This window comes from Brevundimonas sp., assembly GCF_029945885.1.
In the GTDB taxonomy this organism is placed as follows: domain Bacteria; phylum Pseudomonadota; class Alphaproteobacteria; order Caulobacterales; family Caulobacteraceae; genus Brevundimonas.
In genome coordinates, this window is the sequence record NZ_JAQSDK010000037.1 from 107,363 (window position 1) to 124,920 (window position 17,558).

At 68.4% G+C, this 17,558-nt stretch carries 13 protein-coding genes and 1 riboswitch; of the genes, 5 read left to right on the forward strand and 8 right to left on the reverse strand.

What is annotated here, in order from left to right; genetic code table 11:
- Positions 1–31 precede the first annotated feature (31 nt).
- Positions 32–790, forward strand: a complete 759-nt coding sequence (locus PSV00_RS13530) for an A24 family peptidase (protein ID WP_300448146.1) — start codon at positions 32–34, stop codon at positions 788–790.
- On the opposite strand, the gene PSV00_RS13535 is transcribed toward PSV00_RS13530, so the two are convergent.
- The 6 genes from PSV00_RS13535 to PSV00_RS13560 form a co-directional block, all read right to left on the reverse strand.
- Entirely contained in the window at positions 791–1,105 is a 315-nt protein-coding gene (locus PSV00_RS13535) for a hypothetical protein (protein ID WP_300448147.1), read from the reverse strand. It lies immediately after the preceding gene.
- Between the two features lie 72 nt (positions 1,106–1,177).
- On the reverse strand, positions 1,178–1,639 hold the full coding sequence (locus PSV00_RS13540; protein WP_300448148.1) for a hypothetical protein: 462 nt from the start codon (positions 1,637–1,639) through the stop codon (positions 1,178–1,180).
- A 31-nt stretch (positions 1,640–1,670) separates the two neighbouring features.
- Positions 1,671–2,024: a hypothetical protein gene (locus tag PSV00_RS13545; RefSeq protein WP_300448149.1), complete on the reverse strand. Its 354-nt coding sequence runs from the start codon at positions 2,022–2,024 to the stop codon at positions 1,671–1,673.
- Positions 2,025–2,082: 58 nt separating this feature from the next.
- Positions 2,083–2,550 (reverse strand): helix-turn-helix transcriptional regulator, encoded by a 468-nt coding sequence (locus PSV00_RS13550; RefSeq protein WP_300448151.1) that lies wholly within the window; start codon positions 2,548–2,550, stop codon positions 2,083–2,085.
- A 135-nt stretch (positions 2,551–2,685) separates the two neighbouring features.
- Positions 2,686–7,167, reverse strand: a complete 4,482-nt coding sequence (gene gltB, locus PSV00_RS13555; RefSeq protein ID WP_300448959.1) for a glutamate synthase large subunit — start codon at positions 7,165–7,167, stop codon at positions 2,686–2,688.
- On the reverse strand, positions 7,164–8,597 hold the full coding sequence (locus tag PSV00_RS13560; RefSeq protein WP_300448153.1) for an NAD(P)-dependent oxidoreductase: 1,434 nt from the start codon (positions 8,595–8,597) through the stop codon (positions 7,164–7,166). Before PSV00_RS13560 ends, gltB begins: the two co-directional genes overlap by 4 nt.
- A 193-nt stretch (positions 8,598–8,790) precedes the next feature.
- On the opposite strand from PSV00_RS13560, the gene PSV00_RS13565 reads away from it, so the two are divergent.
- Both PSV00_RS13565 and PSV00_RS13570 read left to right on the forward strand, forming a co-directional pair.
- Entirely contained in the window at positions 8,791–10,272 is a 1,482-nt protein-coding gene (locus PSV00_RS13565) for an ammonium transporter (RefSeq protein WP_300448155.1), read from the forward strand.
- Positions 10,273–10,376: 104 nt separating this feature from the next.
- A complete protein-coding gene (locus PSV00_RS13570) occupies positions 10,377–11,051 on the forward strand; it encodes a TorF family putative porin (protein WP_300448159.1) in 675 nt (224 codons plus the stop codon).
- Between the two features lie 48 nt (positions 11,052–11,099).
- Here PSV00_RS13570 and PSV00_RS13575 read toward each other — a convergent pair whose 3' ends face one another.
- Complete coding sequence (locus PSV00_RS13575; RefSeq protein WP_300448162.1) at positions 11,100–14,432, reverse strand: amidohydrolase family protein; 3,333 nt, start codon at positions 14,430–14,432, stop codon at positions 11,100–11,102.
- Between the two features lie 153 nt (positions 14,433–14,585).
- A riboswitch (SAM riboswitch) is annotated at positions 14,586–14,706 on the forward strand.
- Between the two features lie 87 nt (positions 14,707–14,793).
- Here PSV00_RS13575 and PSV00_RS13580 point away from each other — a divergent pair.
- Positions 14,794–15,804: a homoserine O-succinyltransferase gene (locus PSV00_RS13580; RefSeq protein WP_300448165.1), complete on the forward strand. Its 1,011-nt coding sequence runs from the start codon at positions 14,794–14,796 to the stop codon at positions 15,802–15,804.
- Positions 15,801–16,982, forward strand: coding sequence for a cystathionine gamma-synthase (metB, locus tag PSV00_RS13585; RefSeq protein WP_300448168.1), 1,182 nt, complete (start codon positions 15,801–15,803; stop codon positions 16,980–16,982). The genes PSV00_RS13580 and metB overlap by 4 nt, the downstream gene beginning before the upstream one ends.
- A gap of 12 nt (positions 16,983–16,994) precedes the next feature.
- On the opposite strand, the gene PSV00_RS13590 is transcribed toward metB, so the two are convergent.
- Complete coding sequence (locus tag PSV00_RS13590; RefSeq protein WP_300448171.1) at positions 16,995–17,372, reverse strand: VanZ family protein; 378 nt, start codon at positions 17,370–17,372, stop codon at positions 16,995–16,997.
- Positions 17,373–17,558 lie beyond the last annotated feature (186 nt).

The following is a 17,558-nucleotide window of genomic DNA, read 5'->3' on the forward strand; positions in this document are numbered from 1 at the left end:
CGCCTAAGCGCGACCGACGAAAGGGCCGCCTGTGACGCCAGCGATCTCTGCATTCCTTCTCGGTGGGCTGGGTCTCATCTTCGGCAGTTTCATCGGCCTGGTCAGCCTGCGCCTGCCGCGCGGCGAAGGGATCGTGGCCGGACGGTCGCGCTGCGGCGGCTGTGGTCGTCCCCTGCCCCCGTGGCGTCTGGTTCCGCTGGTCAGCTGGCTGATCGCGCGCGGACGCTGCCAGGATTGCGGCGCGCCCATCCCGATCCGCTATCCGCTGATCGAGGCCGGATGTGGCCTGATCGGCATCGGCGCTGCGCTCAGCCAGCCGGACCTGACCACGGCGGCGATCACCGCCCTGCTGGGATGGCAGCTGCTGCTGATCGCCATCATCGACGGCGAGAATTTCTGGCTTCCCGATCAGGTGACGCTGCCGCTTCTGGTCAGCGGACTGGCCGCCCGTCTCTGGCTGGATCCGACGGGCTGGAGCGAACCTGTGATCGGGATCCTGGCCGGGTTCGGGGTCCTGTGGACTGTGGGGGCCGTCTATCGACGGCTGCGCCATCGCGAGGGCCTCGGCGGCGGCGATCCGATCCTGCTGGCCGCAGGCGGGGCCTGGGTCGGCTGGATCGGCCTGCCCAGTGTGTTGATCTGGGCCTCGGTCGGCGGCCTCAGCGTCGTCGTGGCGGGACTGCTGACCGGTCGCCGGATCGCCGGGACCGACCGGATGCCGTTCGGCGTCTATCTGACCATCGGCATCGCCCTGACCTGGCTGCTGGGTCCGCTGGGCCTGCGCGGCTGATCAGGCCGCGACGCGGGCCGCGACGCGGGCCAGGGTGCGGGCGGCCGTGGGGACGACCTCCCCGGTCAGGCCGCGGCCGATCCAGACCTGCAGATTGCGGGCGGCCACCACATCCCGTCCGTCCGAGCGCTCCCCGCCGAGGATGCTCTCGGCCAGGACCTCGGCGATCAGGACCGCCTCATGATCATTGCGCGGGCGATGTTCGAGGATCAGCTGTTCGGCGCGGTCATAGGCATCGTCGCCGGCACCCGGGTCTTCGGCATCGGCGAGATCCAGCCACAGGCGCGAGGCGGATTCAAAGCTCATCAGGGACATGGGGACGCTCCGTGGAAAGCCGGTCGGCGACCGGGATGAACTGGGACGGTGAAGGGGCGGGGTGAACCCGGCTCAGGCGAGCGAGCGGGTCCGCCACAGCTGGTACCGGCGGGCCATCGGGGCTTCGACCGCCCCCGCAACCAGGGCCAGCAGGATACCGGCGCTGATCAACCAGCGCAGCGTCACATAGGCGCGCCACAGGATGGAGGCGTCCAGCATGGCCGCAAAATGGGACAGGAAGCCCAGCAGGGCGAAGGCCGCCGCCGCCCGGACCCACCAGCGCGACCAGCGAAGGGCCAGCTGATAGAAGGCGGCGAACAGAAGCCCGTCGGCGGTCATCACCCCCCAGGTCACCCGGCCCCAGAAATACTGGTCGACCAGGCCACTGGCCACGAAATTGGCGAGGACCAGCAGGACGCCCGTGCGTTCGGGCCGGTCGCCACGCCACCAGACCAGACCGCAGATGACGTAGGTGATGCCCCAGTAGATCGCCTGAGCCGGCGTCTCGACCAGGGGCAGGATGTCTAGAAGCATGTGACAGTGGTCGGCGCATGCGACATCTCCGTCAAGCGACCCGGTGCAGCCGCTGGGGAAGCAGCGGCACATCGCCGTCGTCCGGCGGCGGCTTGGTCTCGGGGCCACCCCGGCAGTCGGTCCAGTCGATCCGCATGGCCCGGGCATCGCGGGTCAGGTTCCGGTGAGCCCGGACCAGCCGGTCGCGGCCCCGGGTGATCAGCGGCAGGGCAGCCATCACATCGGCCAGGGCAACCTGACCGACGACCGCGCTGATGCCGTGCTGAAGCCGCCCCCGAACCATGATCGCGCCAAGGTCGCACAGGGCGGCGACCGCGAGATCAACCGCGCGTTCCGCCGCATAGAGGCTGTCTGCGAGTTCGCGCCCGAACTGATCCTGATCCATGCTTCCGGCCTCCTGCGCCGGACGGGTCCGGCCGATACAAGGTCGGTGGCTCGGCCGCCTAAAGCAGACGGTAGCCGAACAGCAGGAGGAAGATCAGGATCACCAGTGCCCCCAGAACCGCGAAGGCCCCGATAATGGCCGACGTGTTCACACCGCCCGACGGGGGCGGCCGATAGAAGCCCGGCGGCTGATCCGGAACGTCTCCGGCACCGACCGGTCCAGCTGGACGCAAGGCCGGCCGATCCGCCATCGGGGGCGACACCCATAGGGGATTTTCCCCTAGCCTGACGCGGGCCGCCCGGCGGGAGCTGACGCCGAGGCGACGCATCGATTCCGAGATGTGCAGACTGACGGTCTTGGGCGAAATACCAAGGACGCGGGCCATCTCCTTGTCCGTCATATTGGCCGACAGACGCAGACATTCCTCCTGGCGCGGCGTCAGCGGCGATCGGCGGTCATCGTTCGACAGATCCCCGGTGTCCCCGACCGCCGGCTCCTCACCGGACAGTCCCGCCTCATACGACATTGCGCCAGCTCCCCCTGCCAGGCCGCCGCGTCCGCAGCCGGACCCGGCGCGTTGCGCCCGCCCCGACCATATATGAGTTCTTCCTTCCAGGTTGAGTCCCTGTTTGGCCGGTTGTCGTCCTGTCGGGAAAGCCGGTCAGGCCCGCTTCTGGGCCACGGCAACCTGGGTCTGCCGCGGCGATATCCGCGAAAACTGCAGCACAGACTGCGGCCAGCTCTCGAGCAATCGCCGGGCGAGCGGCGAGCGGGTCGCGGCGGCATGGGCCTCGACCAGGGCCCGCAGCCGGGCCGCGGCGGCCCCGACGACGGGGCCGGCCGCGACCGATTCGTCGTTCAGCCGGGCGTCGATCGGCGTGCCGGCGTGGAGGACAAAGGCCTCCCCCCCCGACATGCCGGCCCCGAAATTCCAGCCGATCCGGCCCAGGACCGCCACGGTGCCGCCGGTCATATATTCGCAGCCATGGGCACCACAGCCCTCGACCACGGCCGTGACACCGGAGTTGCGAACGGCAAAACGTTCACCGGCCGCCCCGGCCGCGAACAGGGTGCCCGAGGTGCCGCCGTACAGGCAGGTATTGCCGATCAGGGCTTCGCCCTCGACCCAGGCGGGCGGGCGCACGACGATGGTGGCACCGGACAGGCCCTTGCCGACATAGTCATTGGCCTCGCCGTCAAGTTCGATGCGCAGCCCCTTCATCCCCCAGGCGGCCAGCGACTGACCCGCTGCCCCGCGCAGGTTCAGGGTCAGCAGCCCCTCGGGCAGGCTGTCGCCGAACCGGCGCACGATATGGGACGACATACGGGTGCCGATGGCCCGCTGGGTGTTCCGCACCGCATAGGTCAGCTGCATCTTCTCGCGCCGATCGAGGAAGGGGGCGGCGTCCAGTTCGATGCGGGCGTCCAGCGAATCGGCCACGGCGTTGCGGGGGGCGGTGGCCGGGCGGCCGTTACCGGACTCGCCGACCCGGACCAGCAGCGGATTCAGGTCGAGGTCGTCCAGATGGGCCCCGCCGCGCGAGACCTGACGCAGCAGGTCGGTGCGACCGACGGCCTCGTCCAGCGAGCGCAGGCCGAGCGAGGCCAGGATCTCGCGGGTTTCCTCGGCGATGAAGCTGAACAGATTGACCACCTTCTCGGCCGTGCCGGTGAACAGGGCGCGCAGCCGCTCATCCTGGACGCAGACGCCGACCGGGCAGGTGTTGGAGTGGCACTGCCGCACCATCAGACAGCCGACCGCGACCAGGCTGGCGGTGCCGATACCGAACTCCTCGGCCCCCAGCAGGGCCCCGATGACCACGTCGCGACCGGTGCGGATGCCGCCGTCGGTGCGCAGCCGCACATGGCCACGCAATCCGTTGAGGCTGAGCACCTGATGGGCCTCGGACAGGCCGGTTTCCCACGGCATGCCCGCGTGTTTGATCGAGCCCAGGGTCGAGGCCCCGGTGCCGCCGTTGTGGCCGGAAATCAGGATGACATCGGCCTTGGCCTTGGCCACGCCGGCGGCCACCGCGCCGATGCCGGACGACGACACCAGTTTGACCGTCACCCGGGCGTCCGGATTGATCTGTTTCAGATCGTAGATCAGCTGGGCCAGATCCTCGATCGAATAGACGTCGTGGTGCGGCGGCGGCGAGATCAGGGCGACGCCGGGCGTCGAATGGCGCATCCGGGCGATGAATTCGGTGACCTTGAAGGCCGGCAGCTGACCGCCCTCGCCGGGCTTGGCTCCCTGGGCCACCTTGATCTCGATCTCGCGGCACTGGTTCAGATATTCGGCGGTGACGCCGAACCGGCCCGAGGCGATCTGTTTGATGGCGCTGTTGGGATTGTCGCCGTTCGGACGGGCCTTGTAGCGCTCCGGATCCTCGCCGCCCTCGCCCGAGACCGACCGGGCCCCAATGCGGTTCATCGCGATATTCAGGGTCTCGTGTGCCTCGGGCGACAGGGCCCCCAGCGACATGCCCGGCGTCAGGAACCGCTTGCGCAGCTCATTGACGCTCTCGACCTCCTCCATCGGGATCGGTGTCGCCTCGCGGAAGTCCAGCAGATCGCGCAGGGCGGTCGAGGGGATCTCGCGCGTACGGCGGCTGTAGGCCTTGTAGCGTTTGTAGTCGCCGCGCGTGGTGGCGTCCTGCAGCCGGTGAATCTGTTCGGCGTCCCAGCCGTGGGTCTCCTCCCCGGCCCGGATACGATGCGCCCCGCCGATCCGGAGACGGGGGGCCGGGGCGGCGAAGCCGCGCGCCGTCTTGCGCACGGCCTGGGCCTCGATCCCCGCCAGGCCGATGCCCGAGATCCGCGACGTCATGCCGGGGAAGAATTCAGCGGCCAGGGCCCGCGACAGGCCCAGGGCCTCGAACTCACAGGCCCCGCGATAGGCGGAAATGACGGAGATGCCCTTCTTGGCCAGGATCTTCATCAGTCCGGCCTCGGTCGCCGCCTTGTGGTTCAGACAGGCCTCACGCAACGACAGTCCGGGATAGCGGCCCCCGTCCAGACGTTCGAGGAAGCTTTCCTGCGCCAGCCAGGCGTTGACCGCCGTGGCCCCGCACCCGACCAGGACGGCGAAGGCATGGGCGTCGATGGCCTCGGCCGACCGCACGACAATCGAGACGACGGCACGCAGTCCCGCATCCACCAGCCGCGAATGCACCGCCGCCGTGGCCAGGATCATCGGGATCAACGGTCGCCCGGGTCCGGCCGCCACATCAGTCAGCACGACCAGGGCCGAGCCGCCGCGGACCGCGGCCACGGCCTCGTCGCGGATCCGGTCCAGCGCCGCCTTCAGGGTCTGTCCGGCCGGAACCCCGGCCGCCGGCACCGCGAAGGTGCAGTCGATCTCGGTGGTCGCGCCGGCCCCGACGACATCGAGCATCCGCTCGTACATGCCGGTGGTCAGGACCGGACTGTCGAGCACGAAGACCCGGGTCTGGGTCTCGTCCTGGGCCAGGATGTTGCCGAGGTTCTTGAACCGGGTGCGCAGACTCATGGCCCCGGCTTCACGCAGGGGATCGATCGGCGGATTGGTGACCTGGGCGAAGGCCTGGCGGAAATAGTGGCTGAAGGGCCGATCCTGGGTCGACAGCACCGCCGGCGGCGTATCGTCGCCCATCGAGGCGACAGGCTCCTTGCCCGAACCCGCCATCGGATCCAGCACGGTGTCGATATCTTCCTGGGTCCAGCCCACGGCCGCCTGGAACCGGGTCAGGGCCTCGCCCGTCAGTCGGCGGGGCTCATCCCCCGGACCGACCAGGGGATCAAGCTGCACCATGTTCGACAGCCAGTCGCGATACGGCAGGGCCGCCGCCAGCCGGTCGATGGTCTCGGCCTCATCGTAGAAGCGCCCGGCCTCGAGATCGATCGAGATCATCCGCCCCGGTCCGATGTGCAGCCGCCGGGCGATCCGTTCGTCATCGATGCCCGCCATACCGACCTCGGAACCGCAGATCAGCAGGCCGTCGACGGTCTCGGCCGCCCGCAGCGGACGCAGGCCGTTGCGGTCCTTGCCGGCGACGACCCAGCGGCCGTCGGTGGCGCAGATGGCGGCCGGTCCGTCCCAAGGCTCCATCACGGCATTGCAATAGGCATAGAGCGCCCGGTGATCATCGGAGATCACCCCGTCGACCGGGGCCTCGGGCATCAGCAGGGCCTTGACCATCGGGGCCGGACGCCCGGCACGGACCAGCACCTCAAAGACATTGTCCAGCGCGGCCGAGTCCGAACCACTGGACTGGATCACCGGCTTGACCGTCGCGTCATCGGCCCCGAAGGCCTCGGCCGTCATGCCGATCTCATGGCTGCGCATCCAGTTGGCATTGCCGCGCAGGGTGTTGATCTCGCCGTTGTGGGCCAGCATGCGGAACGGCTGGGCCAGCCGCCATTCGGGGAAGGTGTTGGTCGAATAGCGCTGGTGGAACAGGGCGACATTGGCCTCGACCCGCGGGTCGGTCAGGTCGGCGTAGAAATCGCCCAGGGCCTCGGCCAGCATCATGCCCTTGTAGATGACCGACCGGGCCGACAGGGAGCAGATGTAGAAGTCCGTCAGGCCGCGCACCTGGGTGCGTTTCTCGATGCGTCGCCGCAGGATGTAGAGGGCACGTTCAAGGGCTTCGCCGTCCAGCCCCTCGGGCGGACTGACCATGATCTGTTCGATCTCGGGACGGGTCGCGGCAGCGCGTTCGCCCAGGACCTCGGCCCGGTGCGGCACCTGGCGCCAGCCGTACAGATAGAAGCCGGCCGTCAGGACCTCGCTCTCGACAATGGTCCGGGCCCGCTCCTGGGCTCCCAGGTCGATACGCGGCAGGAAGACCATGCCGACGACAATCGGTCCCGGTCGGGGAGTCTGGCCCGCGTCGCGGACCTGTTGTTCGAAGAAGGCGCGCGGCAGGCCGATCAGGATGCCGGCCCCGTCGCCCGACTTGCCGTCCGCGTCGACCGCGCCGCGATGCCAGACCGCCTTCAGCGCCTTCAGCGCCAGTTCGACGACTTCCCGGCGGGGCTGGCCGTCGATCGCGGCCACCAGGCCGACGCCACAGGCATCGCGCTCGGACGCCGGATCATAGGCCTGGGCGTCGATCAGGCGCTGGCGCTCGGCCAGATAGTGTTGAGGATCGAAGGTCATGCCGCAGCCTGCTTCCGGCTGGTCAGCCATGTATCGATTTCCGCCGCGGCGTCCTGACCGTCGCGGACGGCCCAGACCACCAGCGACGCGCCCCGCACGATGTCGCCAGCGGCGAAGACGCCTTCGACAGTCGTCGCCTTGGTGGCCCCTGCCGTCCAGATCGTGCGCCAGTCGGTGACGGCCAGGTCCGGGGCCGAGAACCGGGCGGGAATGTCCTCGGCGTCAAAGCCCAGGGCCTCGATGACCATGTCCGCGGACAGGTCGAACTCACCGCCGGGCACCGGCTCGACACTCCAGCGCCCGTCGCCCCCCTGCACGGCCAGGGCCATGCGATTGGCCCGCACGCCGGTCACGCGACCGGCGTCGCCGAGCACGGCCCGGGGTGCGGCCAGCCATTCAAAGACCACGCCCTCTTCCTCGGCATTGGTCACCTCGCGGGCGCTGCCGGGCATGTTTTCGCGGTCGCGGCGATACAGGCAGGTGACCGAGGTCGCACCCTGGCGCACGGCCGTGCGCACACAGTCCATGGCCGTGTCCCCGCCGCCAATCACAACCACCCGTTTGCCCCCCGCATTGAGCGAACCGTCATCAAAGGCCGGAACAGCGTCACCCAGCCCCTTGCGGTTGGAGGCGATCAGATAGTCGAGTGCCGCCGTGACTCCGCCCGAGCCACAGCCGGGCACGGACAGGCGTTTGGCCTGGTAGACGCCGGTGGCGATCAGGACGGCGTCATGGCTCCCGCGCAGGTCGGCGAATTCCATGTCGGTGCCGATCTCGACCCCGAGCCGGAACTGGACCCCGCCCTCGACCAGCCGGTCGACGCGCCGCTGCACCACCGGCTTCTCCAGTTTGAAGCCGGGGATCCCGTAGGTCAGCAGGCCGCCGGCCCGATCATGACGGTCATAGACGGTGACTCCATAGCCGGCGCTGCGCAGCCGGTCGGCGGCGGCCAGACCGGCCGGTCCCGCGCCGACAATACCGACCGACAATCCGCGCTCGACGAGCGGCCGTACCGGCGTGACCCAGCCGTTCTCGAAGGCCAGGTCGCCCAGATATTTCTCGACCGAACCGATGGTCACGGTCTCCCAACCCGCCTGTTCCAGGGTGCAGGCCCCCTCGCACAGCCGGTCCTGCGGGCAGATGCGGCCACAGATCTCGGGCATGGTGCTGGTGGCCTCGGCCTGGTGCCAGGCCTCCTGTTCCCGCCCCTCGGCGGCCAGCCGCAACCAGTCGGGGATGTTGTTCTCCAGCGGGCAGCCCGACTGGCAGAAGGGGACGCCGCACTGGGCGCAGCGACTGGACTGCCCCTGGGCCGCGGCCTCCTGGAAGGCCGCATAGATCTCGCCGAAATCGCCCACGCGCTGCGCCGCCGGAACCTTGGCCGGCCCGGCATGGGCAACCACGACAAATTTCTGGTTGGCGTCGGCCAAGATCGACAATCCTACTGCAGTGCAAGGAAGGACCCTAGGCGACCTGAGCCAATCGCACAACAATTGTGCCAATTTTGCGCGTCACAATCCGAATACGGCAAGATTATTGCTGATTCTTGACGCGACCCCCTTGCCAAGCTCGCAAATGCGTTAAACATTTCGCAACTGCGAGATAACCAAGGGGGACCTCCACATGACCAAGATCTGGAACAGGCTACCGGGCATTGTCGCCCTCTGCCTTCTCACCGCCGCGCTGTTTGCGGCCGGGGGTGCCTTCGCCGCACCCAACAGCGCCGCCGTCGTCGCCGCCATGGAAACCGCCTCTCCAACGACCGCAGCACCCGCTGCGGTCGTTTCTGATTCTGCCGTCGAAACTCCCGTCGAGGCGGAGGTCGTGGCACCGTCGCCCGCCGAGGACGAGGGCGCTCCGACACTGCTGGCGCATCAGGCTCCGCTGGAGCTGGACGCCGCCGGCACAGCCTGGCTGGGGACATCGACGGCGCTGGTGCTGCTGATGACCCTGCCGGGCCTGGCCCTGTTCTACGGCGGCATGGTCCGGCGCAAGAACGTCATCGCCACCATCACCCAGTCGGTCGGCGTCTTCGCCGTGGTCTGTCTGGTCTGGTTCATCGCCGGCTATTCAATCGCCTTCGGGGCCAATCCGTCAGCGGAGCTCCAGCCCTATGTCGGCGGACTGGACATGCTGTTCCTGAACGGGGTGACGCTGGAAACGGCCAACGGCCTGCTGCCGGGCATTCCTGAATTCCTGTTCGTCGCCTTCCAGATGACCTTCGCCATCATCACCCCGGCGCTGATCACCGGGGCCTTTGCCGAGCGGTTCAAATATTCGGCCCTGTTGCTGTTCACGGCCCTCTGGTCGCTGCTGGTCTATGCGCCGATCTGCCACTGGGTCTGGGGCGGCGGCTTCCTCGGGGCCGCGGGCGTGCTGGATTTCGCCGGTGGTGCCGTCGTGCACGTCAACTCCGGTGTCGCGGGTCTGGTCTGCGCCCTGTTCCTGGGCAGCCGCAAAGGCTACGGTGTCGACACCATCACCGCCCACAATCCGGTGCTGACGATGATCGGGGCCTCGCTGCTGCTGGTCGGCTGGATCGGCTTCAACGCCGGCTCGGCCGGGGCTGCCGACGGCCTGATGGCCGTGGCCCTGCTGAACACCATCCTGGCCGCCGCCGCCGCCGCCCTGACCTGGAAGATCATCGAGTTCATCGAGAAGAAGAAGATGTCGCTGATCGGCATGTTGTCCGGTGTCGTCGCCGGTCTGGTGGCCATCACGCCGGCCGCCGGTTTCGTCGATCCCAAGGGGGCGGTGATCATCGGCCTGATCGCCGGTCCGGTCTGCTACATCGCCTCGATCTGGATCAAGAAACTGCTGCGCTATGACGACAGCCTGGACGCCTTCGGCATCCACGGCGCGGGCGGTCTGGCCGGGGCGCTTCTGACCGGGGTCTTCGCCACGACGATGATCAACGGGGCGTCGGAAGGGGCTCATGTCGCCACCCAGGCCCTCGGCCTGGCCTGGACCATCGCCTACAGCGCCGGCGGCACCTTCGTGATCCTGCTGATCTGCAAGTTCACGACCGGACTGCGGGTCACCGAGTCCCAGGAGGACGAAGGCCTCGACTCCCACCTGCACGGCGAGGTTCTCGACCACGCCTGATCCGAATTGCCCGGGCGGGGGCCTCCCCCCTCACCCGGGCAAACGCGGCACCTGCCGCACACGACCGTTTCAACCGACTTCAACCAAGACGAGGGGATCATCCAATGCGTATCTATCTTGCGAGTGCAGCCGCCGCCGCCCTGCTGCTGGCCGCCGGCGCGGCCTCGGCCCAGAGTGCCGAGGTTGCGTTCAACGCCACCGTCACCAGCGACTATGTGTTCCGCGGCTTCAGCCAGACGGATGAGGATCCGGCCTTCCAGCTGGGGGCCGACCTGACCGCCGGTGCCCTCTATGCCGGGGCCTGGGCGTCCAACGTCGATTTCGGCGATGACACCAAGGCCGAGTTCGACATCTACGGCGGTGTTCGCGGCGAAGCGGCCGGCTATGAATGGGACCTCGGCCTGGTCGGCTATTTCTACGCCGACGCGCCGTCCGGGGCCGACTATGACTACCTTGAGGTCAAGGCCGCCGCCTCCCGCGCGATCGGCCCGGCGACCCTGGGTCTGGCCGTCTACTACTCCCCCGACTTCTTCGGCGTCGACGAGACCGCCACCTATGTCGAACTGAACGGCGAATGGGCCGTGACCGACAAGATCAGCCTGTCCGGAGCCGTGGGTGAACAGTATCTGGACGTCAATGACGACTATGCGACCTGGAACCTGGGTGTCGGCTATGCGCTGAACGACGCCCTCGGCGTCGACCTTCGCTACCACGACACCGACGTGGACGGCGTGCTGTCGGAATCACGCTTCGTGGCCAGCCTTTCGCTGGGCTTCTAGACTCATTCCGGCCGGGGACGGCCGCCCGCGCAGGCGGGCGGCACGTCCTCAGTCCGGACCGTGACCGTGGCCGCCGCTTTCCGAACTGGCGGCTTCGGCACTCCAGGCCTCGCCGTCACTGCCCTCGAACCAGAAGGGGGCGCGCGGCAGCGACCGGCGACCGACCTCGTCCATACGGGCGTCATAGACCCGGCCATTGGCGACCGTATAGGCGATGGCCGTGGTGTTGCGCAGGCTGTCCAGCGGGTTGGCGTCCAGCACCACCATGTCAGCCAGCTTGCCGACCTCCAGCGAGCCGATGTCGCGATCCATGCCCAGGGCCCTGGCCCCGTTCAATGTGCCGAAGCGCAGGGCCTCCATCGGCGTTGAACCGCCCTGCTCCATCATCCACATCTCCCAGTGGGCGGCCAGGCCCTCGCGCTGGCCGTGGGCCCCCAGTTCGACATTGACGCCCTCGCGCGACAGCCGGGTCGCCTCGCGGGCGATGGCAATGTGGTTCAGTTCGTTTTCGGGCACCTGGACCGGGCGACGCGCCCGGCTGTCCAGCACCCGCCGCGGCACATATTGCTGCAGGCGGGCGTCGTCCCAGACCGGCGTGGTCTCGTACCAGTAGTTCTCGCCCCAGCTGCCGCCATAGGCCACGACCAGGGTCGGGGTGTAGGACACCTCGGTCTGACGCCACAGCTGGTGGACGTCGTCATACAGATTGGCCAGCGGGATCGAGTGTTCGATGGTCGTATGGCCGTCCACGATCATCGACATATTGTGCTGGAACAGCGAGCCGCCCTCGGGGACGACCATCATGCCCAGTTCGCGCGCGGCCGCGATGACCTGCTGGCGCTGGTCGCGGCGCGGCTGGTTGTAGCTCTTGACGCTGACGGCCCCGACGGCCTGCATGCGACGCAGGTTGGACAGGGCGTCGTCGAGGCTGTCGACCTGGGCCGTGAAGGCGGTCCGGGCCCCGTACAGGATGGTGCCGGTCGAGAAGATCCGCGGGGCCACGATGCGACCCGCCTTGGCCAGTTCGCTGTGGGCGAAGATCTCGCTGGTGTCGTTCGACGGATCGTGGATCGTCGTCACGCCAAAGGCCAGCGACGCATAGTCGATACGGCTCTGCTGCGGGATGATCTCGTCCGATCCCATCGAGCCGTGCCAGTGGGCGTCGACGATCCCGGGGATGATGGTCTTGCCGCTCATGTCCATGACCACCGCATCGGCGGGCACGGTGACCGAGCCGCGCGGTCCGATCGACTCGATACGATTGCCGTTGACGACGACCACCCCGTCCTCGATCACCTGCTCACCGTTCATCGTGATCAGGCGGGCCCCGGTCAGGGCCACCCGACCCGTGGGTCGGCCATAGTCGGCGGTGAAGCTGATATTGATCCCGGCCTCGGCCGGTTTCGGCAGGGTCTCGGGTGCCCCGTCGACGAAGGTGAAGGTCTGGTCGAGGTCGCGGGTGAACAGCTCGGGGCCCATCGACCACTGCAGACGACCGGAATCGCCCGACCAGTGCAGCCACTCGCCGGCGTCGCGGGTCACCCGGGTCTGCGGCAGGGCCTTGCCGTCGGCGCTCAGGCTGACCGGTCGGCCAGTGGCGACGAAGGGGGCGACATAGGCGTTGAACCGTTCGGTCCAGGCGATCCAGTGCTCGTCCGGCGACAGCACGAATTCGGCCGCATATTCGGACGTCAGATGGGTCCGTTCGTCGTGGCCGGTCAGGTCGACCGACTTGAACGCCCGGTTCTCGCCCTCGCGGCCGGTGAAGAAGATCCGGTCATTGGTCGCGCCGAACCGGGGGGTGACGCCGTCGTCCGTGACGAAGGTCGCCTCGCCGCCCGCCGTCGGAATCCGGTAGATGCCGGGGTTCTGGCTCCACAGGGCCGTGGTCAGATAGCCGTCGCTGGTGCTGCGATAGGCGATGGTGCGGCCGTCGGGCGAGAAGGTCGGCTCCAGATAGTGACCCGGCTGGCGGGTGACGACCCGGCCGGTGCCGCCCGAGGCCGGCACGACACGGACCGTGCCCAGATCGCCGTCGCTCCAGGTCGTGTAGACGATCGACCGGCCATCACGGGACCAGGACGGATACAGTTCAAAATGATCGGACTGGCGCGTCAGCCGGCGCGGCGTGCCGGTGGGCAGATCGCGGATCCACAGACTGCCGAGCGCCTCGTAGACGACCTTGCTGCCGTCGGGCGAGGTGGTGGCCCAGCGGATCATCTTCACATCGAAGCGGTCGGGCGCGACCTCGACCGGGAAACGCACGACGTCCTCGACCCGGCGCGTGTCGGCGACGTGGAAGGGAATCTCGGTGACCGCTTTCGAGGCCACGTCGACGCGGTGAATCTTGCCACCGGCCCAGAAGACGATGGCGGTGTTGTCCGGGGTCCAGCTGATGGCCGGATAGACGCCGTGAATGGCCCAGGTCTCCTGCAGGTCCCGATCCAGGCCATCATAGACCGGCGTCTCGCGGCCGGACTCGAGGTCCTTGACATAGAGGACGGACTGGCCGCGAACCCGGCGGATGAAGGCCAGCGAACGCCCGTCCGGCGACGGGGTCGGCCGGATCGAACCGCCCGGGCCCGAGACAAATTCATTGATCTCGCCGGTGTTCCGGTCGAGTCGCTGGATCACATAGATCTGGCCGTTCGGATCCTTGCTGTAGTCAAAGGTCTGGCCCGGCGTGGTGTCGTCGCTGAAATAGAGATACTGGCCGTCGGGCGAGAAGGCGGGCTCCCCGGTGTCCTTCTGCTGGGTGCGGCGCTCGGTCAGTTGCACCCCGCCACCGCCCGAACGGTGGTACATCCACATCTCGCCGGCCCCGAGCGAGCGGCCCGAGGTGAAATGTTTGCGGGCCACGATGAACTGCCCGTCCGGCGACCAGTCGGGCTGGTTCAGCAGGCGGAAGTCCTCGTCGCTGACCTGGGTCGGGTTCGACCCGTCACGGTTCATCACCCAGATGTTGTCGCCACCGCCGCGGTCCGAGGTGAAGGCGATCTGGCGACCGTCCGGCGAATATTTGGGCTGCATGTCCCAGGCGACGCCGCTGGCGATGACGCGGGCCTCGCCGCCGGCGATCGGCATCACATAGATGTCGCCCAGCAGGTCAAAGACGATTTCGCGGCCGTCGGGGCTGACGTCGAGCGACATCCAGGTGCCCTCGGTGACGTCCAGCGGGATGTCGCGCGACGGTCCCGCGGGGTTCTGCACATCCCATTTCGGCGTCTCCGCGGCCTCGGCCGCCACCGCCGCGTCAGCGGTCGCCACCGGAGCGGGCACCGGCATCGGGTCGAGGGCCGGCGCGGGCTGCGGCGGGGTCTGGGCCAGGGCCGGCGCGGCAAACACCAGCACGGCAACAGTCGTCAGCAAGGAACGTTTCATCAGCCCACCCCCGGAGCCCCGCCAATTTCGGGACCCGGACATCTAGCCGGTTGCGTCCCGGTTTGGCGACCCCGAATGACGGCCCGCCTGCGTTCGCCGACGCGCCTCTCCGGAGGGGATTGACGGCGGCGCGGTCCTTCGCCAACGTAATGGCACTCATCAAGACCGGCTGAGGGATAGGCCCTTTGACGCCGGGGCAACCTGCGCGTGGCTACCCGCCGCGCGAGATGGTGCCAACTCCTGCGGGGTTCTCCGGAGCCGCGAGAGATGAGTGAAGCGAAGACCCCGCCACAGGTGGGGTCCGACGTCTTCACGGGTCTGTCACTGCATGAGTCTCGATGACCGAGACCTGGAGTGACCCGTGCCGACCCCATCCCCGACGCCCCGCAACACCACCCACGGCCGTGATGTCCACGCCGTCATTCCGGCCGACTTCCGACTGGAGTCCGGCGAGCGTCTGCTGACCGGACGGGTCCAGGGGCGGCTCCACGGTCCGGACAATGGTCCGCTGGTCGCCGTTTCAGGCGGCATTTCCAGCGGCCGGTTTCCGTCGCTGGACGCGGCGGGCGAACCGGGCTGGTGGCCCTGGGTAGTCTGTCGCGGTGGCCCGGTCGACCTGGAGACCACCCGGGTTCTGGCCTTCGACTTCCTGCCCGGCGACGGCGAGACAATCGTGACCATTACCGCGACCGATCAGGCACGTCTGCTGGCCCTGCTGCTGGACGGGATCGGCGAGCCCCGCCTCGATGCCTTTGTCGGAGCCTCCTACGGCGGGGTCGTGGCCCTGGCCTTCGCCGCCGCCTTTCCGGACCGGATCGGGCGGCTGGTGGTGATCTCCGCCGCCCACCGAACCCATCCGATGGCCACAGCCTGGCGGGGACTGCAGCGCCGGATCCTCAGCTTCGCCCGCAAGGCCGGGCAGGAGGCGGAGGGGATCGCCCTGGCCCGTGAACTGGCCATGACCTCCTACCGGACACCCGAGGAATTCGGCCTGCGCTTCGCCTCGACCGCGCCGGCGGCGGCGGGCGAGTCCTACCCGGTGTGCGAGTATCTGACCGCGCGCGGCGCGGCCTACAGCCGTACCATGGGTGTGGATCGCTGGATCAGCCTGTCGGACTCCCTGGACCGTCATGAGGTGGCCCCCGAGCGGATCCTCGCCCCCCTCACCCTGGTCGGATTCACCTCGGACCGTCTGGTGCCGATCGACGACCTGCGTGATCTGGCCGCCCGGGTCCCGAGCCTGGCGCAGTTCGTCGAGGCCCCCTCGATCTTCGGCCATGACGGCTTTCTCAAGGAGCGTGAGCTGATCGGCCGCGCCCTGACCGACGCCCTCCTCCCCCTGTCCGCCCGGTACCGTGAGATCGCCGCATGACCTGTCCCCCCGCCCAGCATCCCGCCACCCTGGCCGCGCGCCACGGTGTCAACGCCGACAGCGCCCACGGGGCCGTGATGCCGCCGCTCTATCTGTCGAGCAATTTCAGCTTCGACGGCCTCGATGGCAAGCGCCGCTATGACTATACGCGCTCGGGCAACCCGACCCGCGACGTCCTGGCCGAGACCCTGGCCGAACTGGAGGGCGGGGCCGGGGCCGTCATTACCGCAACCGGCATGGCTGCGGTCGACCTGGCCCTGTGTTCACTGGAACCCGGCGACCTGTTGATCGCCCCGCACGACTGTTACGGCGGTACCCACCGACTGCTGACGGCCCGGGCCCGGCGCAATCATTTCAGCGTGGAATTCGTGGACCAGGGGGACGTCGCCGCCTTTGACGCAGCCCTGATCCGGCGGCCGAAACTGATCCTGATCGAGACCCCCTCCAACCCGCTGATGCGCATCGTCGATGTCGCTGACCTGTGCCGACGTGCCCATGCGGTCGGGGCCAGGGTCGCCGTCGACAACACCTTCCTGTCCCCGGCCCTGCAGCAGCCGATCGCGCTCGGTGCCGATCTGGTGATCCACTCGACCACCAAATATATCAACGGCCATTCGGACGTGGTCGGCGGGGCCGTGATCGCCGCCGACCAGGCCGATCATGAACAGCTGGCCTGGTGGGCCAACTGCCTCGGCGTCACCGGGTCGCCGTTCGACGCCTATATGACGCTGCGCGGGGTGCGCACCCTGTTCGCCCGCATCGAGCGCCAGCAGCAGACCGCCCAGCAGGTGGCCGAATGGCTGGTGCGCCAGCCTGCGGTGCGGGTCGTCCACTATCCCGGCATGGCCAGCCATCCCGGCCATGCCATCGCCGCCCGGCAGCAGGCCGGCTTCGGGGCCATGCTGAGCTTCGAGCTGCACGGCGGGCTCGATGCCGTCCGCAGCTTCGTTGACGGCCTGGCGGTCTTCACCCTGGCGGAATCCCTGGGCGGCGTGGAAAGCCTGGTCGCCCACCCCGGGCTGATGACCCATGCGGCGATGACGCCCGAGGCGCGCCGGACGGCGGGAATTACTGACGGCCTGCTGCGCCTGTCGATCGGACTGGAGCATGGCGATGATCTGGTGGCCGACCTGGCGCGCGCCCTCGAGGCGGTGCCGGCGGCAGCAGAGGCGGCCTGAGCCTGACTCCCGTCAGGGCCGGGTCCCGGACAGGTCCGGCCCCGGCCGCATGATCCTGTCGAGACGAGGCTTCAAGGTCTTCATCACGACGAAGGCCACAGAGACGCCGATGAAATCGGCGAGAAAGTCTCCCCAGCTGGCATCGCGTCCGGTGCCCCCCTGGATCAGTTCGACCAGTCCGCCGATGACGAGCGCCATCAGGCAGGACAGCAGCACGGTGCCGCGCCAGATCAGGACCTCGATACAGCCCGCGATCAGGAAGAAGGCGGCCACATGGGCCAGTTTGTCGGACACCCGGGCCGTCTGCTCGATTTCGAGGACAGGGCCCAGCATCAGGGACAGGAGCACCACGATCACGGCGGCGGCGATCAGTCTGATAGCGGTCTTCATCGGTCATCCTCGCTGGGTGTATCCGTCCTAGCAGGCCCGCCCCGTCCTGCCACCCGGGTAACGCAGGGCGGATACACAACCTCTGATTACATTCAATGACGCGGACGTTATACAGGGGGGCCGGCGCGGGTTCCTTTCTCCCGTCCCCGACCCGAAAGGAGTTGCCGTTGTCGGTTCCTGAAAGCT